We start from the raw sequence: 25,792 nt of genomic DNA on the forward strand, positions 1-25,792 counted from the left end.
GCCTTCGCCCATGACCTCGCTGCAATCCGCCGTGCGACGCCGCCGCGCCGTCGCCGCCGCCGGCGCCGTTTCCGCCGGACTGCTCCTGCTGTCGGCCTGCGACAAGCCGACGCCCAAGGCCACCGTCACCGTAGGCGACTCCTCGGTGAACTCGGAGGCCACCTGCTACAACGACGGCAACGCCATCAAGACCGCCGACCTGGCCAAGTGCCTGAAGACGAACAAGTCGATCAAGGTCGACCCCGATGCGACGGTGCGCTTCGGCGTCGACCCCGCCATCGCGGACAAGAGCTGGACGATCCTCATGAACGGCCAGCCGCTCACCGAAGCCAGCAAGAAGACCTACCGCACCATCCCCGGCAGCGTGTTCTTCAACGCCCAGTACGGCGCCAGCGGCAACTCCACGCTGATCGCCATCAAGGAGGGCGACAAGAACGTGACGGGCGTGTGGTCGTTCAAGCTCCAGAAGGACTCCTGACCGCGTCCCCGGCGTCTCCGGCGTCCCCAGATTCCGCGGAGCCCCCGGCGTCCGCGGAGTCCATGGCGTCCCCCGTGACGTCGGGGCCCTCGGCGCCCTCCCGGCGCGTGCTCGTCGTCACCGCGGTCCCGGCCGAACGGGACGCGGTGGCACAGGCGTTCGCGGGGACGGCGGACGAGCTGCGGCTGCCCGGCGCGACCGTGCACCGGCTCGGCGGCTGTGACCTGGTCGCCGCCGGGGTCGGCCCGGCCCGCGCCGCCGCCGCCGCCGCGGCCGCGCTGACCGCCGCCGCGCTCGGCGGCGCCCCGTACGGCCTGGTCGTCTCCGCCGGGATCGCGGGCGGTTTCCCGCCCGGCGCGCCCGTCGGCTCGCTCGTCGTCGCCGACGAGATCACCGCGGCCGACCTGGGCGCCGAGACCGCCGACGGCTTCGTGCCGGTGACCGAACTCGGCTTCGGCGTCGTCGCCCACCGTCCCCCCGAATCACTCGTACGGGCTACCGCCGCGGCCACCGGCGCCGTCTGCGGCACGGTCCTGACCGTCTCGACGGTGACCGGCGCCGCCGCCCGCGCAGACGCCCTGCGCGCCCGCCATCCCCGCGCCCTCGCCGAGGCCATGGAGGGCTTCGGCGTCGCCGAGGCGGCCGCGGCGCACGGCGTCCCCGTACTGGAGCTGCGCGCCGTCTCCAACCCCGTCGGCCCGCGCGACCGCGCCGCCTGGCGCATCGGCGACGCCCTGACCGCCCTGACGGACGGCTTCGGAAAGCTCGCACCCGTTCTGGAGAGTTGGACACCGCATGAGCCCGCAGCATCCTGAACAGCCCCTGCCCCAGCAGCCGGACGCACCGCACGCGAACGCGCCGCACCCGAACGCCGCGCAGACTGACGCCGGGCGGGCGAACGCATCGCAGACAGACGCCCGGCAGCCGGACGCACCGCAGGCAGACGCCCGGCGGGCGGACGCCCCGCGGACAGACGCCCGGCAGCCGGACGCCGAACCGCTGCGGATCGCCTACTCGCCCTGCCCCAACGACACCTTCGTCTTCGACGCCCTCGCCCACGGCCGGATCCCCGGCGCCCCCGAGCTGGACGTCACGTTCGCCGACATCGACGTCACCAACGGCATGGCGGAGCGCGGCGAGTTGGACGTGCTGAAGGTGTCGTACGCCGCGCTGCCGTACGTGCTCGACGAGTACGCGCTGCTGCCGTGCGGCGGCGCGCTGGGCCGGGGCTGCGGGCCGCTGGTGCTGACCAGGGCGCCGGGCGCCGGCGACGCCTCACCCCCGTCCGGCGGCGAGGGACTCACCGGCCGCACGGTCGCCGTGCCAAGCGAGAAGTCCACGGCGTACCTGCTGTTCCGCCTGTGGGCCGCGGACAGCGTGCCCGGCGGCGTCGGCGAGATCGTGGTCATGCCGTTCCACGAGATCATGCCCGCCGTGCGGGACGGCAAGGTCGACGCGGGACTGGTGATCCACGAGGCCCGCTTCACCTACCGCGACTACGGCCTGCACAAGCTCGCCGACATGGGCGAGCACTGGGAGCTGACCACCGGCCTGCCCATCCCGCTCGGCGCGATCATCGCCAAGCGGTCACTGGGCGAGCCCGCGCTCATCCGCCTCGCCGAGTCGGTGCGCGCCTCCGTGCGCGCGGCCTGGCAGGACCCGGAGGTCTCCCGCCCCTACGTCATGGAGCACGCCCAGGAGATGGACCCGGCCGTCGCCGACCAGCACATCGGGTTGTACGTCAACGAGTTCACCGCCGACCTCGGCGCCGACGGCCACGCCGCCGTCCGCGGTCTGCTCACCCGTGCGGCGGCCGAGGGCCTGCTCCCGCCCCTGGGCCCGGACGCGCTCGCCTTCCCGTGAGCACGGGAAGGCTAGGACGTGCGGGAGCGTCCTTCCAAAGGTCCGGCCAGAGGTACGGCCAGGCGTCCGACTACAGGCTCGGCTAGAGGTCCAGTTGGTCGGCGACCGCGCGCAGCAGGCCGGCGACCTTCTTGCCGTTAGTCTTCTCGGGGTAGCGGCCGCGCTCCAGGGTCTGGCCGACGCTCTCCAGGAGCGTGGTCAGGTCCTGGACGATGGAGAGCAGTTCGTCCGGCTTCTTGCGCTGCGCCGCCGCCACCGACGGGGCGGGGTCCAGGAGCGTCACCGAGAGCGCCTGGTCGCCGCGCTGGCCGGCGACCACGCCGAACTCGACGCGTTGTCCCGGCTTGAGCACGTCCACTCCGGCGGGCAGGACCGAGGAATGGACGAAGACGTCACCGCCGTCGTCACGGGAGAGAAAGCCGAAGCCCTTCTCGCTGTTGAACCACTTGACTTTGCCGGTGGGCACGACCGTCCTCGTCCTCGTACTCGTCGGAAAACCACGTATGAAAGACCGGGGCGGGTCACGCCGGACCGCCGGGACCTAGGCTAATGCTCTCCGGGCGGCTGACAAGACGTCGCCCGGTCGTTCCTCCGCGCTGGGAACTACCCTGGTCCGGTGCGAGACAAAACCCCAACGAATTCCGCCGCGCCCGGCGAACGGCTGATCCGCGTCGGCGCCGTCGTCTTCTTCCTCGGCGCCCTGGCCACCCTGGTCACCCTGGCGCCGCTGTTTCTCGGGACCCGGCCTTTTCCGACCTACATGTTCGGATTGAGCATGCTCATGGCCGTCGGCTTCCTGATCGCGGGTGCCGGAGTTCTCCGGTCGATCGCCGCGGGACGCCGTCAGGCGCGCGGTGAGACGCGCTCGTCGTCGTCCTCCCGGTAGCCGTCGCCGCCGGACGGGATTCCGGCTGAAACAGAGGCGTCGCCGGCCGGAGAACGCGCGATGCGGTCCGCAAGCCAATGCGGGAACTCCGTCAGATCCGCGAGGACGACGTCGGCGCCCGCCTCCCGCAGTTCCGCCTCACCGCAGGGTCCGGTGGCCACCGCCACCGACAGCGCGCCGGCCGCGCGGGCGCCCCGGACGTCCCCCACGTGATCGCCGACGTACACCTCGGCGCCCCACGCGCGCAGCGCCTCGGCCTTCCGCTCCGCCCACAGCCCGCCGATCACCGCGTCCGGCTCGATGCCCAGGTGCTCCAGGTGCAGCCGGGCGTTCGGCTCGTGCTTGGCGGTGACGACGATCGCCCGCCCTCCGGCCCGCCGCACCGCCGCGACCGCCTCGCGCGCGCCGGGCAGCGCGGGGGTGGGGGCGACGGCGATCTCCGGGTACATCGCGCGGTACAGGTCCCCCACGGCCTTGACCTGCTCGGCCGGGAACCAGTGGACCAGTTCGTCGGCCAGCGGCGGCCCGAGCCGCGTGACCGCCAGGTCGGCGTCGACGTAGGTCCCGGTCCGCTCGGACAGCGCCAGGTAGCAGGCGCGGATGCCGGGGCGGGAGTCGATGAGGGTCATGTCGAGGTCGAAGCCGACGGTCAGCGGACGAGGGGGCACCGGGCGCGCAGTCATACGGGCCATTGTGCCGAGGGCGGTCGGGGTGGGGGCGGGGGGTCCGTGCGTCGTGCACGTGGCTGTATGCCTTGCATCCTCCGCGTCCGCCCCTGGGCCCCCACGCCCTGGCGCTCTGACGCCCTGACGCCCTGGTGCCCTGGCGGCTTCCGTCAGCGCGTGGCCGCCGTTGCGTCTTCCGGGCTTCGTCCCGTCTACCGGCCACCGTCCCCTCTTCCCGGGGGTCGCCCGTAGGCCCCGGGGCCCAGGCCCTGTCTTCCGCAGGGTCTCCCGTGGCCCCCGGGTGCCGGTCCCTGCCGCGCCCGCTGGACCCCGGGCCCTTCCGCGAGCCCCCGCAGGGCTACTCCGGGCGCTGTCGCTGTGAGCGCCAGACCAGGAACAGCGCCGAGAGGGCGGCCGCCGCGCGGACCACCCACGGCCAGGTCTGGACGATCGCGTCCTTCATGTGGCCCTGCGCGACGGGGTCGCCCCAGCGGCCGTCGTCACGGCCCCACAGCCAGAGGAGTCCGGCCGCGACGGCCAGGCCGGGCAGGCCCGCGACGGCCCACTTGGACTCCGCCCGGGTGAGCCGCCGGGAGCCGTAGGCGATGGCCCAGCCGAGCAGCAGCGCGAACCAGTTGCCGAGGACCGCGCCGACGACCAGCAGCCCGGCGGCCAGCAGCAGGAGAGGGTTGCTCCAGCCCCCCGAGCGCCGGGGCAGCACGACGAGGCGCCGTCGGACGCGGGGCGGCGGGTCGGCAGCCGCCAGATCGGCCGCCGCCACGGCCGCCGCCGTCGGGGCGGGCGCGGAGTCGGGCCGCCGTACGGGCGCCTTGGCCGGCGGGGGCTTGAGCAGGTCCGGGATCTCCACTCCGCCGACGAAGCCGGGCACGTCGTCGCCGACCCCGAACGGGTCGCCGCCCCCGGCCGAGCGCAGCCAGTCGTAGCCGGCCGTGCCGTCGCCCAGCTCGTCGGCCGTGGCCAGGTGCGGCGGCAGCGCGCCGCCGGCCGGCGGCGGGCTCGCCGGGGGCTTGGCGGGACGCGGGCGCGGCACGATCCGGCGCAGGCCGGTGGGCCGCTCCCGCGCCGCGCCGGTGTCCGCCGCGCTTGGTCCCTCGCCCGGGGGCGGGGCCGGTGGCGCGGGCCGCCCGGCCCGCTCGCCCTTCGACCGCCTCGCGGCCCGTGCGGCACGGCTTGCGTCCTCGGCGGCGCCGGGGTCGCGCTGCACGGGGACGGCGGGCGCGGGCGGGACGCCGGGTCCGCCGTACGGGCTGACGGCACCGCCCGCCGCCGCCACGATGTCGTCGGGGCTGCCGAGGCGCTCCAGGATGCCGCGCACGGCCGCGGGACTGTCGACGACGGCCTTCGCGCGGCGCCGGTCGATCTCGTTCCGCAGCTCCGAGACCAGCCGCATGCGCGTGGCCGAGGGCAGTTGTCGCTGCTGGGCCACGTCTCCGACGCGGCTCAGATACTCGTAGACGACCTGGTCGCTCTCGATCCCCACGTACCCCTCCGGGGCGGCTGGCCGAAAACCCCGCGGCAACGAAGGTACCGCGTACGCCTGCGCCGCCGTAGCGGCACGCGGGGGGGGGGCGGACCCGCCCGGCGCCGGGAGGGTCCGGCACCGGGTGGGGCGGCAGATGCCGGACGGGCACAGGCACGGCACGGCGCTGAGCGGCGCGGGCGCGGGACCGGGCGGCGCAGGCGCGGGACCGGGTGGCGCAGGCGCGGGACCGGGGCGGACACCGGACGGCACAGACGCGGACACCGGACGGCACAGCGCGACGTCCGGCGGCACAGGCGCGGACGCCGAACGGCACGAGCGCGACGCTGGACGACGGCGGCCGCGCCACGGATACGGAGACGGCGCGGCAGGAGCGCGACACGCGGCGGCGGTGACGCGACGCCCGGTGCCACGAGCACTGCCACCACGGCGCCGGGCGCCATGAGCGCGGCGCACCGCCGCACGGGCACGCCCCGACGTCGTACCCACCCGCTACCGTGGGTCGGATGAGCAGTGATGAGAAATCGGCGGCGGTCCCCCGCTCGCTCGCGGAGGCGCTTCGCGGGCGCGACGACGCCTTCCTGGCCGCCCTTCTGCGCAGCCGCCCCGATCTCATCGCCCCCGTGCCGAGCGACCTCACCCAGCTCGCCACCCGCGCGGGGACCCGGGCCTCGGTGGTGCGGGCCCTGGAGCGCCTGGACCGGTTCGCGTTGCAGACGGCCGAGGCGCTGGCGGTGGCGGGCGACCCGGCGACCTACGCCGAACTGCTCGGCCTGATGGCCGGAGACGCCGTACATGACCGACATGGCGGAGACGCCGGACGCACAGCCGGCCCCGCCGTCGCCGCCGCGCTTCCCGGCGCCGTGCGCGCCCTGCGCGAGCAGGCCCTCGTGTGGGGCGACGACGACCGGCTGCGCCTGGTGCGCACCGCCCGGGAACTGCTCGCGCCCTCGCCGCAGCACCCGTCCCCGACCGGCCTGGGCCCCACCGTGCCGGAAGCGACGTCGGGCATGTCGCCGGGGCGGATCCAGCAGATCGTGACCACGGCCGGGCTGCCCTCCACCCATGACTCGGTGTCCGCGGTGGCCTCGCTCAGCGCCCTGTTCAACGACCGTGAGCGGATGGCCGCGCTGCTCGCCGGCCTCCCGGCCGACTCTCTCGACGTGCTCGAACGGCTGGTGTGGGGCCCGCCCTACGGCCAGGTCACCGCCGACCCGGCGCGCCGGCTGCGGGTGCTGCTCGACCGGGGGCTGCTGCTGCCCACCGCCCCCGGCGCGGTCGTCCTCCCGCGCGAGGCGGCCCTGCACCTGCGCGCGGGCCGCGCGCACCGCGTCCCCGAGCCGGCGCCGCCCGCCGTCGTGGCGGCTGCCGCGCACCGGCCGCAGGCGGTGGACGCCGCCGCGGCCGGCCAGGCGTACACCGCGCTGGCCACCGTCGAGGAGCTGCTGAAGGACTGGGACGAGGGCGGCCCGAACGTGCTGCGCGCGGGCGGTCTGAGCGTGCGCGACCTCAAGCGCACGGCGGTCGCCCTGGACGTGCCCGAGCCGGTGGCCGCCTTCTGGGTGGAACTGGCCTACGCCGCCGGACTGCTGGCCTCCGACGGCGAGGCCGACGAGCGGTACGCGGCGACCCCGGCGTACGACGCGTGGCTGGAGCGGCCCCCCGCCGAGCGCTGGGCCCACCTCGCCGGGGCGTGGCTCGCGGCGACGCGGACCTCCGGCCTGATCGGCGGCCGGGACGTCAAGGACCGCGCGCTGTCCGCGCTGGGCCCCGGCCTGGACCGCTCGGCGGCCCCGGAGGTACGCCGCCGGGTGCTGGCCCTGCTCGCCGGGCTGCCGGAGGGGACCGCGCCGTCCGCCGATTCGGTGCTGGCCCGGTTGCGCTGGGAGCGTCCGCTGCGCGGCCCGCAGCGCGCCGACCAGCACGATCTGCGCGCCCGGCTCGCCCAGTGGACGCTGTCCGAGGCGGAGCTGCTGGGCGTCACCGGGCGCGGCGCGCTCTCCGCGCACGGGCGGGCCCTGCTGGGAGCGGCCCCGGCGCCGGCGCCGTCTCCCGCGCGGGAGACCGGGCCGCAGACGGCCGGTCCCGCGCCGGCCGGTGGGGACGGCGCCGGTGGGGACGGCGCCGACGGCGGCCCCGGCGACAAGCTGCCCGTCCACCGGCAGCACCGTCCGACCGGGACGGCCGGGACAGCCGGGGCATCCGGAACGCCCGGGACGGCTGGGACTCTCGGGACGGCCGGGGCAGCCGGGGCACCCAGAACCCCCGGGGTGGCCGGGACGCCCGGGACGGCTGGGACCCTCGGGACGGCTGGGACTCCCGAGACGACCGGAGTGCCCGGGGCGGCCGGGATCTCCGAGCCCTCCTCAACCACCGGGATCCCCCAGACCGCCGGACCCGCTGGGACCATGGGACCTGCCGAGACCACCGAGCCCGCCCAGACCACCGGGGCCGAAACCACCGGACCCGCCGAGGCCACCGGACCCGCTGGGACCAACGGGCCTGCCGAGACCACCGGGCCCGCCCACACCACCGAGGCCGAAACCACCGGACCCGCCGAGATCCCCGGATCCCACGAGACCGCCGAGCCCCCCGGGACCACCGGACCCGCCGAGGCCACCGGACCTGCCCAAGCCACCGGACGCGCCGGGACGTCCGTACCCGCCGAGACCACCGGGCCTGCCGAACCCACCGGACTCGCCGGGACCACCGAACCCACCGGGAACACCGGACTCACCGGGCCTGCCCAGACCACCGGCATCGACCCCGCCCCGGCCCCCCGGCCCACCGTCGACGTACCCGAAGCGCGCCGCGGCGCCATCCTCGTCGAGGTGGCCCGGCTGCTCGCCCCGCTGCTGCCCGAGCCCTTGGACCACGTGCTGCTCCAGGCGGATCTGACGGCGGTGGCGCCCGGCCCGCTGCACCGGCCGCTGGCCGAGACGCTGGACGTGCTCGCGGACGTCGAGTCCAAGGGCGGCGCCACCGTCTACCGCTTCACCCCGGCCTCCGTACGCCGTGCCCTGGACGCCGGGCAGACCGCCTCCGACCTGCACGCCTTCCTCGCCGAGCACTCCCGTACGCCGGTCCCGCAGCCGTTGGCGTACCTGATCGACGACGTGGCCCGGCGGCACGGGCACCTACGGGTGGGCGCCGCGTCGGCGTACGTGCGCTGCGACGACGACGCGCTGCTGAACGAGATCCTGGCCGACCGCCGCTCCGCCGCCCTGCGGCTGCGCCGCCTGGCGCCGACCGTGCTGGCCGCCCCGGTCGGACCGGCCGCGCTCCTGGAGGGCCTGCGCGCGATGGGCTACGCCCCGGCGGCCGAGTCCGCGGAGGGAGACGTCCTGATCACCCGGGCCGACTCCTACCGCACGGCGCCGCGCACCGCTCCCGCGCCCGTCCCGGACGGCCCGCCCGTCCCGGACGGCGCCCTGCTGTCCGCCGCGGTCCGGGCCGTCCGGGCGGGCGACCTGGCCTCCACCGCCCCCCGCAGACCGGCCTCGGCCGCGTCGGAGGGCGGCGACCTGCCCCGTACCGGCTCCGCCGAGACCCTGGCGACCATGCAGGCCGCCGTGCTCACCGGCGAGTCGCTGTGGATCGGCTACGTCAACGCCGAGGGCGCCGCGAGCCAGCGGGTGATCGCCCCGATCCGCGTCGAGGGCGGCTTCGTGACGGCGTACGACCACACCGCCGACGAGGTCCGCACCTACCCCTTGCACCGGGTCACCGGCGTGGCCGAACTGGCCGACGACCAGACCTGACCGCGCGCCGGGCAGCCGCCGGCCCCGGGGCGCGCTCAGGGCGTTCTGAGGGCGTGCTCCGGACGTGCTCAGGGCGTCCCCGGGAATAGCCGGACCCCGCCGAGGTCTTCTCCTACTGCGGCGGCGTTCCCGCCCCCGGCCTGGCACGATGCCGCGCGAACCGCCTGCCGGCGCTCTGGCAAGGTAGAATCTTCCGTTTCGCGTCACGGCATCGCAGCGTCACCGTCTGACGCGGCGGACGCGGCGGCCAGCGCGCCTTCCCGGCGCGCGCTCGCCCAGACGCCCGTCGGGCATCCCCTTCGGGCATCGGGCGGCGCGGAAGGGCCCAAGCCGCGGCGGCCGTGCTGTCCGTCCACAGGACGATCCCACCATCGGAGGTACGCGTGTCCTGCTTGATCGTCCAGTCGGACAAGACCCTGCTGCTCGAGGTCGACCACGAGCAGGCCGACGCGTGCCGTCGCGCCATCGCGCCGTTCGCCGAGCTGGAGCGGGCGCCCGAGCACATCCACACCTACCGGGTCACGCCGCTGGGCCTGTGGAACGCGCGGGCCGCCGGGCACGACGCCGAGCAGGTCGTGGACGCGCTGGTGCAGTACAGCCGCTACCCGGTGCCGCACGCGCTGCTCGTCGACATCGCGGAGACCATGGACCGCTACGGACGGCTGACCCTGTCCAAGCACCCGGCGCACGGACTGGTGCTGACCACCACCGACCGGCCGGTCCTGGAGGAGGTGCTGAAGTCCAAGCGGGTCGCGCCGCTGGTCGGCGAGCGGATCGATCCCGACTCCGTGGCCGTGCACCCCTCCGAGCGCGGGCAGATCAAGCAGGTGCTGCTGAAGCTGGGCTGGCCGGCCGAGGACCTGGCGGGCTACGTCGACGGCGAGGCGCACCCGATCGAGCTGGCCGAGGACGGGTGGGCGCTGCGGGCGTACCAGAGGCAGGCCGTGGAGAACTTCTGGCACGGCGGCAGCGGTGTCGTCGTACTGCCCTGCGGCGCCGGCAAGACGCTGGTCGGCGCGGGCTCGATGGCGCAGGCGAAGTCCACGACGCTGATCCTCGTCACGAACACCGTCTCCGCCCGGCAGTGGAAGCACGAGCTGGTGAAGCGGACCTCGCTGACCGAGGACGAGATCGGCGAGTACAGCGGGACGAAGAAGGAGATCCGGCCCGTCACCATCGCCACCTACCAGGTCCTCACCACCAAGCGGAAGGGCGTCTATCCGCACCTGGAGCTGTTCGACTCCCGGGACTGGGGCCTGATCGTCTACGACGAGGTGCACCTGCTGCCGGCGCCGGTGTTCAAGTTCACCGCCGACCTCCAGGCGCGGCGCCGGCTCGGGCTCACCGCGACGCTGGTGCGGGAGGACGGCCGCGAGTCCGACGTCTTCTCGCTGATCGGGCCGAAGCGGTTCGACGCGCCGTGGAAGGAGATCGAGGCGCAGGGCTACATCGCGCCCGCCGACTGCGTCGAGGTCCGGGTGAACCTGACCGACGCCGAGCGCCTCGCCTACGCCACCGCCGAGACCGAGGAGAAGTACCGCTTCTGCGCCACCACCGCGACCAAGCGGAAGGTGACCGAGGCGATCGTGCGGCGCTTCGCCGGGCAGCAGGTGCTCGTCATCGGCCAGTACATCGACCAGCTCGACGAGCTGGGCGAGCACCTGAACGCCCCCGTGATCAAGGGCGAGACGTCCAACGCCCAGCGCGAGAAGCTCTTCGACGCCTTCCGCGAGGGGGAGATCAACGTGCTCGTCGTGTCGAAGGTGGCGAACTTCTCCATCGACCTGCCGGAGGCCACGGTCGCCGTCCAGGTCTCGGGCACCTTCGGCTCCCGCCAGGAGGAGGCCCAGCGCCTGGGCCGGGTGCTGCGGCCGAAGGCCGACGGCCACCAGGCGCACTTCTACTCGGTGGTCGCCCGGGACACCATCGACCAGGACTTCGCCGCCCACCGCCAGCGCTTCCTGGCCGAACAGGGCTACGCCTACCGGATCATGGACGCGGACGAACTGCTGACGGAGGAGTCCTGACGGCGCCGAGTCCGGTCGCCTGAGCGACGGGGCCGGTCCGGTGCGTGGTGGGTCCGGTCCGGTGAGGGGGGCCGATCCGGTGAGCCGCACGGCCGGTCCGGTGCATGGCGTGGCCGGTCCCGCAAGCCGCACCCCCGCCCCCGCCCCGTGAGCCGCGCGCCCGCCCCCGTGAACGGCGCGTCCAGTTCCGTCAGCTCGTCCCGTCACGGCGGCCCGGATCCGGAAGGGTCGTCCTGGGACGGGGCGGTGGAGGCGGCGGCGGGCTCCGCGGCCGCCCGGCCGGGGCGACCGCCGACGTCCCGGAACGCGCCCGCGGCGGCCGCGATCAGCAGCGCCAGCGTCAGGAGCGCGTAGGGCGCGGCCAGGATCTGCTGCCACCACGCGAGGTGCAGGTCGCCGTCGCCCGCGCGGGGGACCAGCCACATCGTGCGGGCGGTGAAGCAGACCGCCGTGACCGCGGCCCAGCCGCGCCTCCCCTCGGCCAGGAGCACGGCGAGCAGCGGAACGCACCACACCCAGTGGTGCGACCAACTGATCGGCGAGACGAGCAGCGCGGTCATCCCGGTCAGCAGCACGCCCCACCGCTCCCGCGGCGCCCGGCGGGCCAGCCACAGCCCCGCGACGGCCGCCGCGCACGCCGGGAGCAGCCAGGCCGCGCCGGGCGAGGGGTCCCGCAGCGCTCGGGCGACGAGGCCCTGGAGGGACTGGTTGTCGATGATCCACGGCTTGCCCACCCGGCCGGTGTCGAGGACGAGCCGGGTCCAGTACTGGACGCTGGCCGAGGGCAGCGCCAGTGCGCCCACGGCGACCGTCACGGCGAACGCGGCCGTCGCCGTGGCCGCCTCGCGCAGGCGTCCTCGCAGCAGCAGGTAGACGACGAACAGTCCCGGGGTCAGCTTGATCCCGGCGGCCGCCCCGACCGCGGCGCCCCTCCCCCGCGCGCCGGGCGGCCGGGTGAGGTCCCACAGGACCAGGCAGGCGAGGGCGAGGTTGATCTGCCCGTACACGAAGGTCTGGAAGACCGGTTCGAGCCAGAGGGCGAGTGCCGTCGCGACGCACAGCGCGGCGGGGCTGGCGCGGCGCCCCGCGAGCCGGGCGGACAAGGAGACGAGCCAGGCGAGCAGGAGCGCGTTGGCCGCGAAGAACGCGACCTGCGTCGCGGGCACGGACAGCGCGGCGGCCGGCGCGAACAGCACGGCGGCGAAGGGCGGGTACGTCGCCGGGAGCCTGCCCTCCGTGACCGTGAGGCCGTAGAGGTCGCCGCCGTGCAGGACGGCCGCGCCCTCGGCCCGGTAGACCTGGGCGTCGGGCGTCTGCACGCCGAGGACGGCGAACAGGACCGCCAGGGCGGCGAGGGAGACGGCCAGGAGGACGAGGGAGGTCGCCGCGTGCGACCGGCGGGTCACCGTCCGTTCTGTCACGGAGTGACCCTAGTGGGTCACTTGTGGCGTACGCCCGCCTCCTCGCCGTACTCCCCGAGGATGACGACGTCGAACGCGGCGCCCGCGAACACCTTGACGGCGTGCAGGGCGGCGCCCAGGAGGTGGTGGTGGCTGCCCCGGACGGCCGTGGCGCCGGACGGGCGCGCGGCGGACCCGGGGTGGGACGGGTGAAGGATGGCTGCGCTCATGGGCTCGAGGGTGGCTCGTGGGGCGTAGGGCGGCACCGGTCTCCGGAGCCGACCTCTTTCATTGCCCGCGTACCCCGTGCGGGGACCCCGGTACCGCCCCGGCAGCAGCCGTCCTGCCGCACCGGGCCGCCGCGTGCGGCGAGCGAGATCCGGCAAAGGGCCCGTAGCCCCCGCGGGCCTCTGAAACACGCACCCACCCGGTCCTCGACCAGCTCGGAATCCCGGTTTCATCCAGCGATATCAGACCCCGCTGCATGCCGGCGTCGACATGCAGGCTCATCAACGGATCATGAAACCTTCAAGACACCCCCAAGCGTCCCCTAAGCCCTCCTCAAGCCCTTTCAGCGACAGGTCGCGGCGGATTCGCCGAAGCTCAATTCCATCTCAAGTCGACGATGTGATTTGGTTCACACGAGAGTGCAGATGATCACACAAGCCACTCCGCTGTGTCCAGCTTGATCCACCTATGACCTTCAGTGCAAGACGCAATTGATCACCCTGCGTGGGCGCTTTTGAGGAGACGCGAGTTCTCGTCGAGACAGCCAACGAAAATCCCGTTCCTAAGCACTTGAGCGGCCGGTAGCGTTGCATTCGTCGCCACAAAAAAGGGAAAGCGGTTGAACTTCGCAGCGATTATCGCGGGGGAAATTCTGCTGGACTTCCCCTGGCGCTCTCGGAAAGTTAAGAAAATTGGGTGGGGAAATGTCAAAGAAGACGAATAGCAGATGCCTGGCCGTACTGCTCGCGACGACCGTCGGCTCGCTCGCGCTGACGGTGCTCCCGGTCGAGGCGAATGCGGCGAGTGGCGCCGTCACGACTCCGGCCGAGTACGTCTCCTGGCTGCAGAGCCAGGAGGTCACCGATCCGGGCGCGGCCACGGTCCTCCAGCAGTACCAGGCGCTTCCCGGCGCCCAGCAGGCGCAGTTCCTCAACTACATCAACGACCCGAGCTTCATGTCAGGCCTCACCGCCGGGACCGCCGACACCCCGGAGGAAGACCCCGGCGGGAAGAACAGCGGCAAGCCGATCACGTTCGTCGTACAGAGCCAGGGTGACGTCCAGGGCGGAGGTGACGTCCAGGTCGTAGCCGGCGGTGGCGTCGACACCAGTGGCGGCGGCAACTCCCCCAGCTCCTTGGGCCGCTCCGGCGACTGGACCGCCTCGTACTGGGTGAACGACACCGTGTTCGGGGTGAAGGTCACGCAGGTCAAGCTCTCCGAGCACTACCACAGCACGTCAACCAGGGCGGACAAGGTCTACGACTGCCTGGCGTCCCACTACAACTACGTGCCGTTCAGCAGCTTCTCGCACGGGGCGGTCCAGAACTGGATCTCCGCTGCGGGTAACGCTCACTGCGAGACCGCGTGGACCGGTCATATCGACGCCGGCCCCTCTTGGAGCGCCACCGAGCACATGTGGGCCGACGAGACCGGCTTCCGCCACGGCTCCCTGAGCTGACAGCGCCCACGACGCGGAGAGAGACCCGAAGCGTCAGCGCGACGTGAGCTTGTAGCGGCGCCGTCAGGGCTCGAAGCCCTGACGGCGCCGCCGCTGCGGCGTTGGCGGTCGACCTACCGACTCTCTGAACCGCGAATCGCGGCGCCCAGCCCGCGCGATCGCCTCGCTCCGCCCCCTTGCCCTCCTTATCGCTTATCGATAGTATCGATAAGCGATAAGGAGGGCCGATGGCCAGCGATTCTCAGTTGCTCCGACCGATGCCGGGCCTCGTGTCCGCGACGCTCCGGACCCTGGTGGGTCTTTCACTCCTGACCTTCATATGGGGGCGGTTCGACAGCCGGATCGGCGGCCCGTGGGGAGGTGCGAGCCTGTGCGTCGATGCGGACTGGATCTCCGTCGGCGTCGGCAGCGATCATGTCGCATCCCACCTCAAGGGGCGTTCCACTGTGGACTTCACGCCCCGCTTCTGCGCATCTCACGCCACCTCGTACCAGCATCTACTGCAGACCGCGGTCGGCCTTTCGCTTCTGGTCGTCACCGTCGGCGGTCTGTACTTGTTGAACAAAGCACTGTCGACAGCGGCTCGCGATGGCGTCTACACCCGGCAGACCGCCGCTCGCTTGGCCAACCTCGGTCGGTGGATGCTGTTCGTCCCACTGGCGGGAAGTCTGCTCGTCGCCAACGTGCAGGCCCTGCTGCTGGCCACGCTCACCACTCTCGCTCCTCTCACCGCGGGCGGGTGGACGCACTTCTGGCACGTTCCCTACCTCTCCATGCTCACCGGAGCCGGCCTCATCGTTTTCGCGCGCATCACACGCGCCGGCTCGGACATGCGAGAAGATCTCGACGGAGTGGTGTGATGGCAGGAGATCACGAAGAACACGCCATCACCGTGCACCTCGAAAATCTGCTGCGCGAGCGGAACATGACGGTGACTGATCTCGCCGCCCAAGTGGGGGTGACCAACGTTAATCTCTCCGTTCTCAAGAACGGACGCGCGCGGGCCATTCGTTTCACCACCCTTACCCGCATCTGCGAAGTGCTCGAATGCCAACCGGGCGACATCCTCACCTGTCAAACCACCGCTCCTCGTAATCCCCGTCAGAATACAGGCCCATAGGCGCTACCCCGTGGGCGATTTACGGAATCGGTCATCAGACGCCGCACAACTGGGCCAATCATCGCACTAGGAGTAACCGTGTTCGGAATGCTCAACGCTTGGTCAGTCTTTTTCTTCATCATCGTCATCCTCGCCGTTGTCGGCGCCGCAGTCTGGCTCATACGTCGTTGACGGAACGTTCTCGCCGATCTCGATCGGTTTGCAGAGGCGGGCGATCGGCGGGTGGCGTTCGCAGACGCTGTCCTTGTCATGAGAGTTCTGGGGAGACCTCCGGACGACTTGCCGCCGTCACCCGCCCAAGTGCCGCGCCGCCTGCTGACCGACACCGCGTTCGTCCGGCCCGTTAACCGGTTGGCGCCCGGTCGGCGCCGCGGCCTAGAATCTCCGCTCTTGCCCGCCTCCGCCACGGAGTGCCGCCGGCCGGACGGAAACCGGCCGGCAGATCCCGCAGCCGCAGCGCACCGCCCGCGCGGCGCAGCCGTCTGTCCCGCAGGTCATCCGGAGGCATTCCCTTGTCGTCCTCGCCGTCCTCGCCGTCGCCCTCTGCCACCCCCGCGCCCTCTCCTGCGGACGCCCCGCCCCCCGCCGACCCCCTCGCCCGCGAACGCGCCCACCTCTCCGCCTCCCGGACCGCGCTGCGCGCCATGCGGGAGGACGTCGAGTCGCTGGACATCCGCGACGTCACCGCGAACTGGGTCAACGCCGAGGTCCTCACCCGCCAGATCGACGAGCGCATCAAGGCGCTGGCCGACCTCAGCGGGACGCCGCTGTTCTTCGGCCGCCTGGACTACCTGCACGCGCCCGGCGCCGACCTGGCCGAGGGCGCGGACGGGGAGAAGTTCTACATCGGGCGGCGGCACGTGCACGACGCCGACGGCGACCCCATGGTCGTCGACTGGCGCGCTCCGGTCTCGCAGCCGTTCTACCGGGCGTCGAAGAAGGACCCGATGGACGTCGGGCTGCGCCGCCGCTTCGGCTACACCGGCGGGGACCTCACGGCGTACGAGGACGAGGACCTCTCCGACCCGGCCGAGGCGGCCGGCGCGGGGAAGCTGCTCCAGCAGGAGATCGAGCGCCCGCGCGTCGGCCCGATGCGCGACATCGTGGCGACCATCCAGCCCGAGCAGGACGAGATCGTGCGCTCCGGCCTCGGCGGCACCGTCTGCGTCCAGGGCGGCCCCGGCACCGGCAAGACCGCCGTCGGCCTGCACCGGGTCGCCTACCTCCTGTACGCCCACCGGGAGCGGCTGGCCCGCACCGGCACCCTGGTCATCGGGCCGAACCGGAGCTTCCTGCACTACATCGAGCAAGTGCTGCCCGCCCTCGGCGAGTTGGCGGTCCAGCAGGCCACGGTCGACGACCTGGTGGCCCGGGTGGAGGTGCGCGGCGCGGACGACGCCGGGGCCGCGCTCGTCAAGGGCGACGCGCGCATGGCGCAGGTGCTGCGCCGCGCGGCGTACGCGCACGTCACGATGCCCGCCGAGCCGGTCGTGGTGGTCCGCGGCTCGCGCCGCTGGCGCGTTCCGGCGTACGAGCTGGAGGAGATCGTCCGCGCGCTGCTGGACCGGGGCATCCGCTACGGCGCCGCCCGCGAGGCCCTGCCGCAGCGCATCGCGCACGCCGTGCTGGTGCAGATGGAGCGGGCGGGCGAGGCGCCGGACGACCGCGTGCAGGACGCCGTCGCCCGCGACTCCGCGGTGAAGGCGGCCGTCAAGGCCGTGTGGCCGCCGCTCGACCCGGCGAAGCTGGTGCTGCGGCTGCTGGCGGACGCGGACTTCCTCGCCGCGCACGCCGAGGGGATCCTCAGCGAGGAGGAGCAGAAGGCGATCCTGTGGACCAGGCCGGCGCGGTCGGCGAAGTCGGCGAAGTGGTCGTCGGCCGACGCCGTGCTGATCGACGAGGCGGCGGATCTGCTGGAGCGCACGCACTCGCTCGGGCACGTGGTCCTCGACGAGGCGCAGGACCTCTCCCCGATGCAGTACCGGGCGGTCGGGCGGCGGTGCAGCACCGGTTCCGCGACCGTGCTGGGCGACCTGGCGCAGGGCACCACCCCGTGGGCGACCCGGACCTGGGAGGAGGCGCTGGCGCACCTGGGCAAGTCCGAGGGGGTGGTGGAGGAGCTGACGGCCGGTTTCCGCGTGCCGACCGACGTCATCGCCTACGCGTCCCGGCTGCTGCCGCACATCGCGCCGGGCCTGGCGCCGGTGGCGTCGGTCCGGGAGAACCCCGGCTTCTTCCGCGTCCGCCCGGTCGAGCGGGACGCGGAGGCGGTCGCCGCCTGCGAGGAGCTGCTGCGCCACGAGGGCTCGACCGGCCTGATCGCCGCCGACGCCCGGGTGCCCGCCCTCGCCGAGGCGCTGACGGCGGCCGGTCTGACGTACCTGTCCCCCGGCGAGGAGACGACGGCCGAGACCCGCCTCACCCTGGTCCCGGCCTCGCTCGCCAAGGGCCTGGAGTACGACTACGTCGTCCTGGACGAGCCCCAGGCCGTGGTCGACGGCGAACCCGACGAACGCACCGGCCTGCGCCGCCTGTACGTCGCCCTGACCCGAGCGGTCTCCGGCCTGATCATCACCCACCAGACAGAACTCCCACCCCACCTGTCCTGACCAGTCCTGACCTGTTCTGGTCCATCTGACCTGCCCTGACCTGCCCTGACCTGGCATGGTTTGTTTTAGCTGGTCTTGACATGAGCGGCACGGGTCCGGGCGGGAGCGGGCGGCGCCCCGCCCGAAGGGGTGCCGTGGCCGCAGCGCCCGCGCGGTGACCGGCGACTGCCGGGCGGCTCACACCGGCGCCGGCGCCGTTTCCTCGTCCAGGACCGTGCGCCACTGGGCGACGGCGGCTGTGGAGACCGGGCCGGTCCAGCCGGCGGGGCGGGCCGCGCCGCCGATGTGGAAGGCGTCGACGCCTGCGGCGCGCAGCGGGGGCAGGTGGTCGAGCCGCAGGCCGCCGCCCACCATGATCCGCTGCCGGTAGCCGGGCTCGGCGCCGCGCGCCGCCTCCGCGACGAGCGTGGGCAGCCCGTCGTCCACGCCCGTCGCCGCGCCCGCGGTCAGATACGTGTCGAGGCCGGGAAGGCCGTCCAGGCGCCGGCGCAGCGCGTCCCGGTCGGCGGCCCGGTCGATCGCCCGGTGGAAGGTCCACGGACAGCCGTCCAGCGCGGCGACCACGCGTTCCACCGTCGCGAGGTCCACCGCGCCGGACGCGTCGAGGAACCCGAGCACGAACTCCCCGGCGCCCGCGGCCCGCAGCTCCCCCACGACCGCGGCCAGCCGGTCCACGCCCTGCGCGCCGCCCGCGGCGAAACCGTCCGCGAGCCGCACCATCACGCGCAGCGGGACGTCGACGGCGGCGCGGATCCGGGCCACCGTCGCGGGTGGCGGGGTGAGCCCGTCGGCCGCCATGTCGGTGACCAGCTCAAGGCGGTCCGCGCCTCCGGCCTGGGCGGCGACCGCGTCCTCGGCGTCGAGCGCGATCACCTCCAGGACTGCACGCATGCTCATAGGACCCCTTTCCTCGGATTCCCCGGCGTACAGGTCTAGTCCAATCCCAGGGTACGCCGAACGGAGTCCCGGGCGGGGGCCGGTCAGCCGTAGAGGTTCAGCTCCCCCTCCTCGGCGCCCGCCAACTCGTACCCCTCGCCGGTCACCGGGCGCCCGGCGTAGAGCCGTACGAGCGTGGCGGCGTCGCCGATGAAGCGGGCCGGGGGCCGCTCTCCGCTCAGGTCGCCGAACCTCAGCGGCTCGTCCGCGTCGTCGAGGTCGGCGTGCAGCGGGAGGTGCCCCTTCTGCCGGGTGACGTGGGCGAGCAGGGGCAGCGCGCAGACCAGCGCCGCGCCCGCGTACGCCCCCGGCTCGCCCAGGGCGTCGCGCACATCCCCGGCGTGCACCCACTCGCCGAGCGCGAGACCGTCCAGCGATCCGCCGGACCGGGCGATCGCCGCGCCCGCCTCGGTCATCCCGCGTTCCAGCGCGTCCACGATCCGGGCGTTGCTCCAGTCGGCGCGCTCGGCGATGTCCCGGTCGTTGGACTCGGGCGAGAACACGCCCTCCTCGAACCGGCCTTCCACCGCCCGGTCCAGCGCGGCGGAGCAGTGCGCGAGCACGTCCCGCACCGTCCACCCCGGACACGCGGCGGTCGGCAGCGCGAAGTCCGCGTCCGCGCGCCCCCGCAGCAGCGGGATCAGCGCGTCGCGCTCCATGGCGAGCAGCCGGCCGGGCAGCTCGGGGTCCCGTACCTCGTGCAGATCAGCGACAGAAGTCATGGGCTCCACGCTAGTGCCGTGACCGGCCTGGTGGCGTGACCGGAGGGTTCACCGGCTCGCACCAGGCCCCGCCGCCGAACTCCCGCCCGCCGCGCGGCGACCCGCCCGCGCGCTCTCCTCGCGGCGAGGCGCCGAAGCGACGAGGTGAGGTGAGGTGAGGCGGGGGACAGATCGGGGCCAGCCTGCCCGCGTGAGGGCTCGACGCCGTACGGGGCGCCGCACGAGGGTGCCCGTGCAGCAGGCGCCGTACGGAGGGCACCGTTCAGAGGATGGCGCCTGCGGCGGATAGGGGCGCCGCACAGCGGCCACGCCCCCCACCCCGCGGGACAATGGCCGCATGGCCGATCGCCCCGCGCACCCCCCGCAACCCCCGTACACCCCGCACACCGCCGCCGTCGACCCCGCCGTCCTCGACGACCTGCGGGCCCGCTGGGTCCGGGCGCTGGAGGGCGCTCGGGGGGACGGTCCGGGCCCCGACCCGGCGCCGTACGCCGACGACCTGCTCGACCGCTGGCAGGAGCCGCAGCGGCGTTACCACACGCTCGCGCATCTGACGGCGGTCCTGGACCGCGTCGACGCGCTGGCGGAGTACGCGGCCGACCCGGACGCGGTCCGGCTGGCCGCGTGGTTCCACGACGCCGTCTACCTGCCCGAGCGCTCGGAGAACGAGGAGCGCTCCGCCCGGCTCGCCGAGCGCGCCCTGACCGAGGCGGGGGTTCCGACGCGCACGACCGCCGAGGCGGCCCGCCTGGTCCGGCTGACCGTGGACCACGACCCGGGCGGCGACGACCCCGACGGCCAGGTGCTGTGCGACGCCGACCTGGCGATCCTCGCCGCGCCGCCGTCCGCGTACGCCGCGTACACGGCCGCCGTCCGGGAGGAGTACCACTTCGTCCCGAACGACGCCTTCCGCGCGGGCCGGGCCGCGATCCTGCGCCGGCTCCTCGCCCGGCCGACGCTGTTCCGCACGCCGTACGGACAGCGGCACTGGGAGGCGACGGCCCGCTACAACCTCGCGGCGGAGCTGGAAATGCTGTCGCCGCCGGAGTCCGGCGACACCTAACCTGCCGATCGTGCATGCATGGGGCGGGACTCAGGTGGAGCAGGCCGTGGCGGGCGCGGTGGCGCTGCTGCGGACGGCGGCGGACCGGGACTGGGAGGGGGTGCGGGCCGGACGGCTGGAGTGGAGCTGCCGGAAGACGGCGGAGCACGTCGCCGGCGATCTCGTCTCCTACGCGGGCCAGTTGGCGGGCCGGCCGCAGAACGCCTACGTGCCCTTCACGATCAGCCTCGACGAGGGCGCCGGCGCCGCGGAGGCGCTGGACGTGATCGAGACGACCGGCGCGCTGCTGGCCGCCGCCGTCCGCACCACGCCCCGGGAGGTCCGCGCCTTCCACCCGTACCCGTTCCGCAGCGCGAACCGCGAGGGCTTCGCCGCGATGGGCGTCGCCGAGGTGCTGCTGCACACCCATGACATCGCGCAGGGCCTGGAGTTGGCGTACGAGCCGCCCGCCGAGCTGTGCGAGGAGCTGCTGGCATGGCTCTTCCCGCAGGTCCGGCCGGGCGCCGAGCCCTGGCCGACCCTGCTGTGGGCCACCGGCCGCGGCGAGCTGCCCGGCCGGGCGCCGGTCGCCGAGTGGCGCTGGAGCAACCCCCCGGCGATCGCCGCCGGCCGGCTCGTCCTGGAGAGCGTCACCCCGGCCGCCGCCCGCGACCTGCACGCGGGCGGGGACGGCGGGGTCCCGTGGGTCGAGGGCGGCCCGTTCAGCGGGACGCGGGGGGCCGCCGGGGGGATCGTGAAGGCGTACGAGAACGGCGTGCACCGGCCGGAGTGGGGCGCCTTCCTGCTGGTGCGACGGGAGGACGGCCGCGCGGTCGGCGCGATGGGCTTCCACGGGCCGCCGGACGAGGAGGGCGCCGCGGAGGTGGGGTACGACCTCGCCGAGTCAGCCCGGGGCCGCGGCTACGCCACCGAGGCGCTGCGCGCGCTGACGGCATGGCCCCCGGCCCGCGAGGGCGTACGCCGCCTGTTCGCCCGAGTCGCCCCGGACAACGTCCCCTCCCAACGGGTCCTGGAACGCGCGGGCTTCAAGCGAGTGGGCGACGCGGAGGACGATCACCTCGCCTACGAACTGCCCGTGTGAAGAGATCATCAGGCTCTTGCCGGTGGAGTGGGTTCCCCTCACGCCGATGCGGATGAGGTTCGTCGGCGTCACCACAGGGTGGGCTCCTGCTCGAGATCCGGGGCGCCGGGCAGGCCGGGCGGAACGGCGACGGCCACGAGCTGATCCCAGCTCTCGTACCGGTCGGCCATGGCGTTGAGGAGCTGAGCGGTCGCGTAGGCGTCGAAGGCCGCGCGATGGCGCTGCCCGGGGGCCTGGCTCAGGTCCGGCGACGCGTGCTTGATCAGGGCGTCCAGGCTGTGCCTCGGCAGTTCGGGATAAGCGGCCTTGGCCAGCCGGAGCGTGTCGATGACTCCGGCCGGCTGCCACTGCGGCAGGTGCGCGGACAGGACGCGGTAGTCCACGTGGGCGTTGTGGGCGGCGATCCACGCCGTGCCGAGCAGGTCGTGGACCGCGTCCTTGATCTCCTCCCAGCCCGGCTCGTCTTCGAGCACCTGGTCAGTGAGACCGTGCACGCGCGCGGCGAAGGGCGTGACGGGCCGCTTCGGCTTGGTCAGCCATGCGCCGGCGATGCTCTTGTCGGGCCGCCCGTCGCGAACGGGGAGCGCGGCCACCTCGACCAGGTCGGGCGGGTTGGCGCCGTTGCCTTCGACATCGACCACGAACAAGGCGGGCCAGGAGGAGAAGTTCATGCGCTGGGTGTTCCGTTCTCCGCCGTCCAGCCGATGTCGGCTCGGCCGTGCCGGCGGTGGTGGTGGGGCTTGGCTCGGTCGTGGCACTGGTAGCCGAAGCCGTGCTGGAGGTAATAGCGCGGCGGTTCGTCCAGCCCTTCGACGACGATGGCACGGTCGTCGACCTCGATCCGGCCGGTCGCGCCGAGTTCGCGCGCTTCCCGCGTGACGGCCTCCGGGTCCGGCCGGGCCCAGGCGGCCTCGCACTTCGCGATCTGCTCGGGCGGGCAGATGTCGCACAGCTCGCGGACGCCGTAGTGCCCGTTGTAGTCGGCCTCCCCGTGCGCGTAGGCGACGCCGCACGAGGTCTTGCGGAACAGCGCTCCCCAGGAGGTGTCCTGCTCGAAGGCATCGAGTACGCGCCGCTCGGCAGCCTCGGGCATGATCTTGCGCCGGGCGGTGTGCTCATACGGCATCCTCAGACCGTGCGCCTCGTAGTACGCGGCGATCTCCTCACGGAAGAACAGGCCGGTGAAGACGGTGGCGTGCGCGTACTGGGACAGTTCCTTGGCGCGGGCGATGTCGGCTTCGGAGTCGTTCAAGCCCGGGACGATGGGGCGCCAGTACAGGACGGTGCGGTACCGCTCGGCGCGCTCGAAGAGCGTGCGCAGGCTCTCGGCGGCGATGTCGCTGTCCACCGGCTCGATCCGTTCGTCCTGGATGTGCGAGTGGGTCACCAGCACGGTCAGCCGCAGGTTGGTGAAGCTGTTGAGGACGGCGCAGTCCTCGGGATTGACGCGCCACCGGGTGATGATCAGGACGTGGTTGGTCAGTCCCTGGTCGTCGAGCTGCCGCAGCACGGTGAACAGGTGAGGCTTGACGACGGGCAGCATCGGGTCGGTGGCCCGGTTCAGAAGCTGGATCGGGGTCTGGTGGGGGCGGAAGTACTGGTGCCCCACAAGGCGGCGCACGGCCTCCTCGTCGCTCATCAGGCGGCGGGGGACCTTCATCTCAAAGTTCTGGAAAAGGTGCCGCACGCAGTACCCGCAGTCGAGCGGGCAGCCGACGATCCAGTTCAGCGAGAGTCCCGACTTCCGGTACTCGATCACGTCGGCGAGTTCTTTCTTGAGGCCGCCAAGCTTGTCGGAGGTGAGGATCGGCAGGGCTCGCCTGGCTCCGATGGCGGGAGTGCTCATCACGTCTCCATGGTGTGGGTCGTGTGGGTCAGGCTTCGCCGGGCGTGCACTGTGCCGGGAGTTCCGCGGTGAGGAGAGCGCGGCGGCCGGCGCCATACCAGGTGCCGAAGTCGCGGCGGGCGGCGTCGGCGTCGTCGCTGGTGTGGACGAGGTTGCGCACGAGTCGCTTCTCGGCGAGAGCCGTGGAGAGGCTGTCGTTGCCGAGGTCACCGCGGATCGTGCCGGGCGCGGCCTGTGCGGGGTCGAAGTGGCCCAGCAGATCGCGCAGCCGGGCGTGCACGCCCGGCTCGTCGTGGGCCAGTGCGACGGTGACGTTGCGTCCGGCGTACGTCTCGTCCAGGCAGGCGGGGATGTCCCGGTCGGGAAACCAGTCGCGGTCCACCAGGAGGTCCCAGTAATGAACGTGGGCCTGCCACGCCTGTGCGGTGATTTCTTGCCGGTTCACGATCGTGGCGCCCTTGGCGGCGATCCGTTCCAGGACGGCGTCGACCAGCCCGCGCTCCACGGCGTCCGGCTTGCACAGGACCACGGCCCAGCAGGCGAAGTCGATCCCCTCGATCACCGCGCCGGACGGCGGCTTGCGGCTCATCGCGCGGCCTCCGCGGTCGCGCACGCAGTCCACTTGTGTGCGAGGAGCCAGCGCAGCCCGGGGTGCAGGGCGTCGAGCACCTGACGGCTGACCGTGTCAGTCTTGTCGTGCCGGATCTGCCGGTATACCTCGAACAGCAGCACTGCCTGCTGCCAGTAGGCCTCCAGATCTAGGTGGGCGATCTGGTCCGCGCTGTACGTCACCGCGTTGGTGCGCAGCAGTTCCTCGTGCTCCAGGAGCCGGCGGATCGTCGAGGGGCGGCTCTCGGCGGACATGGCGGGGAAGGGGAACCGCTGAGGGGCGCGGCGCAGGTGCGCCTCGTTGAGTACCTCGCGGATCCGCTCTTCGTTCCGGTCGTTGACGTGCGCGGAGCCGATGGTGTGCGTGTAGTGACCCAGTTGGAGGCCGAGTTGGACGGCTGCGTACTCCTGGATCATCGTGAAGGAGAACACGTCGCTGAGGAGGCCGCAGTCGAGATCGTTGGCCCGCATGTTGCACACCATGTGCAACTGTCCGTCTCGGACGAGCAGATGGAGGCCCGCCAGACAGGCCACGTCGGGGTTGTCGGTGACGGCTGACTCCCTGGCGGAGAAGACGGGGAGGTACCCACGCTTGCTGTCCGGCTCTGTGCGCAGTACTTCCAGTACATGGTCGAAGGGGGATGTCGTGTCGCCGTCAACGGGGTTGAACAAGGCGTGCCCGTAAGCGGAGCCGCCCAGTGTGACTCCGTCACGGGAGCTGGACCGCATCGACGGCGCGTAGTAGCCGATCATCTCCAGGTCGCGGCGGCCGGACAGGTACCAGAGGGCTTCGGCGAACTGGAAGACCGGGTTGGTCTTTCTGCTCGCGAGGTAGGGAAGCCGCTGACGGGGGTCGGACAGCCGGAAGCTGACGCCGATCACCTCGCGGGCAGCGTTGCCCCGTGCCTCAATGTGCTGTTCGAAGTTGGTCGAGGCCAGTTGCAGCAGGGCGAGGTAGGCCCCTTCCACGCTGTGGAAGGTCGGTGCGGTGAGCGCGGGCTTCTCGCTGTTCGCCATCAGCGCGCCACCGCACTCAGTTCACACCATGTAGTGGCGCCGCCGTCTTCGACACCCCAGGCGCCGCGCTGTTCTTCAGCGATCAACTTCACGAGGACCAGGCCTCGGCCGTGCTCGTCGAAGTCACTGGGCGACTGCGTCAAGGCGTGATCGCTGGGGACTCCGTCGCGCACGTCAATGCGTAAGAACTCCTCTCGCCGCGAGAGGGTGACCGTGATCCTTTGGCCTCCACTGTGCACGATGGCGTTGGTGACCAGTTCGGACACGATCAGTACCGCCTCGTCTGCGATGTTCGCCAAGCCGCAGGAGTTCAGACGCTCCCGGGTCCGGCGCCGCATGACGATGACCTGCTCGCCGTCTTCCGACGGAGGCGGCTCGCCCGGCGGTCGCTTCGCGATCTGCAAGGTCGCGTTCATGAGGGTGCCGTCACGCTGGGGAGCGCGGCGCGGTGGTGCGGCAGTCGTTGTCATCACGTCCTCTGGGGGGACTCGAAGGACCGCCCGGACTGCGGATACCACCC

Annotated in this window: 24 protein-coding genes; 12 read left to right on the forward strand and 12 right to left on the reverse strand. The window is 73.1% G+C overall.

The features are described 5' to 3' along the window. The first annotated feature begins 10 nt into the window (after window positions 1–10). The 3 genes from ABZ861_RS10490 to ABZ861_RS10500 all read left to right on the forward strand — a co-directional run bounded on the left by ABZ861_RS10490 (window position 11) and on the right by ABZ861_RS10500 (window position 2,341). Window positions 11–478 (forward strand): DUF2771 domain-containing protein, encoded by a 468-nt coding sequence (locus ABZ861_RS10490; RefSeq protein ID WP_361626865.1) that lies wholly within the window; start codon window positions 11–13, stop codon window positions 476–478. 62 nt (window positions 479–540) lie between these two features. Next, window positions 541–1,293, forward strand: a complete 753-nt coding sequence (locus ABZ861_RS10495) for a futalosine hydrolase (RefSeq protein ID WP_361626868.1) — start codon at window positions 541–543, stop codon at window positions 1,291–1,293. A 190-nt stretch (window positions 1,294–1,483) separates the two neighbouring features. Beyond that, on the forward strand, window positions 1,484–2,341 hold the full coding sequence (locus tag ABZ861_RS10500; RefSeq protein WP_361627045.1) for a 1,4-dihydroxy-6-naphthoate synthase: 858 nt from the start codon (window positions 1,484–1,486) through the stop codon (window positions 2,339–2,341). A gap of 82 nt (window positions 2,342–2,423) precedes the next feature. Here the strand turns inward: ABZ861_RS10500 and ABZ861_RS10505 are convergent, their stop codons facing one another. Beyond that, window positions 2,424–2,807, reverse strand: a complete 384-nt coding sequence (locus ABZ861_RS10505; RefSeq protein ID WP_361626871.1) for a cold-shock protein — start codon at window positions 2,805–2,807, stop codon at window positions 2,424–2,426. Between the two features lie 150 nt (window positions 2,808–2,957). On the opposite strand from ABZ861_RS10505, the gene ABZ861_RS10510 reads away from it, so the two are divergent. Next, entirely contained in the window at window positions 2,958–3,227 is a 270-nt protein-coding gene (locus tag ABZ861_RS10510) for a hypothetical protein (RefSeq protein WP_361626874.1), read from the forward strand. Here ABZ861_RS10510 and ABZ861_RS10515 read toward each other — a convergent pair. After that, on the reverse strand, window positions 3,185–3,910 hold the full coding sequence (locus ABZ861_RS10515) for an HAD family hydrolase (RefSeq protein ID WP_361626877.1): 726 nt from the start codon (window positions 3,908–3,910) through the stop codon (window positions 3,185–3,187). The two genes, ABZ861_RS10510 and ABZ861_RS10515, sit on opposite strands and share 43 nt — an antisense overlap. 340 nt (window positions 3,911–4,250) lie before the next feature. After that, window positions 4,251–5,393, reverse strand: a complete 1,143-nt coding sequence (locus ABZ861_RS10520) for a hypothetical protein (protein WP_361626880.1) — start codon at window positions 5,391–5,393, stop codon at window positions 4,251–4,253. A 506-nt stretch (window positions 5,394–5,899) separates the two neighbouring features. Here ABZ861_RS10520 and ABZ861_RS10525 point away from each other — a divergent pair. After that, on the forward strand, window positions 5,900–9,154 hold the full coding sequence (locus ABZ861_RS10525) for a helicase-associated domain-containing protein (RefSeq protein WP_361626883.1): 3,255 nt from the start codon (window positions 5,900–5,902) through the stop codon (window positions 9,152–9,154). 383 nt (window positions 9,155–9,537) lie between these two features. Further along, window positions 9,538–11,181 carry a DNA repair helicase XPB gene (locus ABZ861_RS10530; protein ID WP_361626886.1) on the forward strand — a complete coding sequence of 548 codons (1,644 nt, stop codon included), beginning with the start codon at window positions 9,538–9,540 and terminating at the stop codon, window positions 11,179–11,181. A 203-nt stretch (window positions 11,182–11,384) separates the two neighbouring features. On the opposite strand, the gene ABZ861_RS10535 is transcribed toward ABZ861_RS10530, so the two are convergent. Both ABZ861_RS10535 and ABZ861_RS10540 read right to left on the reverse strand, forming a co-directional pair. After that, window positions 11,385–12,602: a glycosyltransferase 87 family protein gene (locus tag ABZ861_RS10535; protein WP_361626889.1), complete on the reverse strand. Its 1,218-nt coding sequence runs from the start codon at window positions 12,600–12,602 to the stop codon at window positions 11,385–11,387. A 17-nt stretch (window positions 12,603–12,619) separates the two neighbouring features. Further along, complete coding sequence (locus ABZ861_RS10540) at window positions 12,620–12,811, reverse strand: hypothetical protein (RefSeq protein WP_361626892.1); 192 nt, start codon at window positions 12,809–12,811, stop codon at window positions 12,620–12,622. Between the two features lie 702 nt (window positions 12,812–13,513). On the opposite strand from ABZ861_RS10540, the gene ABZ861_RS10545 reads away from it, so the two are divergent. The 4 genes from ABZ861_RS10545 (at window position 13,514) to ABZ861_RS10560 (ending at window position 17,998) form a co-directional block, all read left to right on the forward strand. Continuing rightward, window positions 13,514–14,269: a hypothetical protein gene (locus ABZ861_RS10545; protein WP_361626895.1), complete on the forward strand. Its 756-nt coding sequence runs from the start codon at window positions 13,514–13,516 to the stop codon at window positions 14,267–14,269. Window positions 14,270–14,496: 227 nt separating this feature from the next. Next, entirely contained in the window at window positions 14,497–15,129 is a 633-nt protein-coding gene (locus ABZ861_RS10550) for a DUF2975 domain-containing protein (RefSeq protein ID WP_361626898.1), read from the forward strand. After that, complete coding sequence (locus tag ABZ861_RS10555; RefSeq protein ID WP_361626901.1) at window positions 15,129–15,389, forward strand: helix-turn-helix transcriptional regulator; 261 nt, start codon at window positions 15,129–15,131, stop codon at window positions 15,387–15,389. Before ABZ861_RS10550 ends, ABZ861_RS10555 begins: the two co-directional genes overlap by 1 nt. 644 nt (window positions 15,390–16,033) lie before the next feature. Next, window positions 16,034–17,998, forward strand: coding sequence for a UvrD-helicase domain-containing protein (locus tag ABZ861_RS10560; RefSeq protein WP_361627048.1), 1,965 nt, complete (start codon window positions 16,034–16,036; stop codon window positions 17,996–17,998). A gap of 177 nt (window positions 17,999–18,175) precedes the next feature. On the opposite strand, the gene ABZ861_RS10565 is transcribed toward ABZ861_RS10560, so the two are convergent. Both ABZ861_RS10565 and ABZ861_RS10570 read right to left on the reverse strand, forming a co-directional pair. Beyond that, complete coding sequence (locus tag ABZ861_RS10565) at window positions 18,176–18,895, reverse strand: copper homeostasis protein CutC (RefSeq protein ID WP_361626904.1); 720 nt, start codon at window positions 18,893–18,895, stop codon at window positions 18,176–18,178. 83 nt (window positions 18,896–18,978) lie between these two features. Continuing rightward, a complete protein-coding gene (locus ABZ861_RS10570) occupies window positions 18,979–19,656 on the reverse strand; it encodes a maleylpyruvate isomerase family mycothiol-dependent enzyme (protein WP_361626907.1) in 678 nt (225 codons plus the stop codon). Window positions 19,657–19,993: 337 nt separating this feature from the next. Between ABZ861_RS10570 and ABZ861_RS10575 the strand changes: the two genes are divergently transcribed. Next, complete coding sequence (locus tag ABZ861_RS10575; RefSeq protein WP_361626910.1) at window positions 19,994–20,719, forward strand: hypothetical protein; 726 nt, start codon at window positions 19,994–19,996, stop codon at window positions 20,717–20,719. A gap of 34 nt (window positions 20,720–20,753) precedes the next feature. After that, complete coding sequence (locus ABZ861_RS10580) at window positions 20,754–21,800, forward strand: GNAT family N-acetyltransferase (RefSeq protein ID WP_361627051.1); 1,047 nt, start codon at window positions 20,754–20,756, stop codon at window positions 21,798–21,800. Window positions 21,801–21,868: 68 nt separating this feature from the next. Here the strand turns inward: ABZ861_RS10580 and ABZ861_RS10585 are convergent, their stop codons facing one another. From ABZ861_RS10585 to ABZ861_RS10605, 5 genes are read right to left on the reverse strand one after another with little or no spacing between them, the layout of a single operon-like run. Then, on the reverse strand, window positions 21,869–22,471 hold the full coding sequence (locus ABZ861_RS10585) for a 3'-5' exonuclease (RefSeq protein ID WP_361626913.1): 603 nt from the start codon (window positions 22,469–22,471) through the stop codon (window positions 21,869–21,871). Further along, window positions 22,468–23,646, reverse strand: a complete 1,179-nt coding sequence (locus ABZ861_RS10590) for a radical SAM protein (protein WP_361626916.1) — start codon at window positions 23,644–23,646, stop codon at window positions 22,468–22,470. The genes ABZ861_RS10585 and ABZ861_RS10590 overlap by 4 nt, the downstream gene beginning before the upstream one ends. Window positions 23,647–23,674: 28 nt before the next feature. Further along, complete coding sequence (locus tag ABZ861_RS10595; RefSeq protein ID WP_361626919.1) at window positions 23,675–24,235, reverse strand: nucleoside-diphosphate kinase; 561 nt, start codon at window positions 24,233–24,235, stop codon at window positions 23,675–23,677. Then, window positions 24,232–25,272 (reverse strand): thymidylate synthase, encoded by a 1,041-nt coding sequence (locus ABZ861_RS10600; RefSeq protein ID WP_361626922.1) that lies wholly within the window; start codon window positions 25,270–25,272, stop codon window positions 24,232–24,234. Before ABZ861_RS10600 ends, ABZ861_RS10595 begins: the two co-directional genes overlap by 4 nt. Then, on the reverse strand, window positions 25,272–25,688 hold the full coding sequence (locus tag ABZ861_RS10605) for an ATP-binding protein (protein WP_361626925.1): 417 nt from the start codon (window positions 25,686–25,688) through the stop codon (window positions 25,272–25,274). Before ABZ861_RS10605 ends, ABZ861_RS10600 begins: the two co-directional genes overlap by 1 nt. Between the last annotated feature and the right edge of the window lie 104 nt (window positions 25,689–25,792).

Source organism: Streptomyces sp. NPDC046985 (assembly GCF_040644415.1).
Taxonomy (GTDB): Bacteria; Actinomycetota; Actinomycetes; order Streptomycetales; family Streptomycetaceae; genus Streptomyces.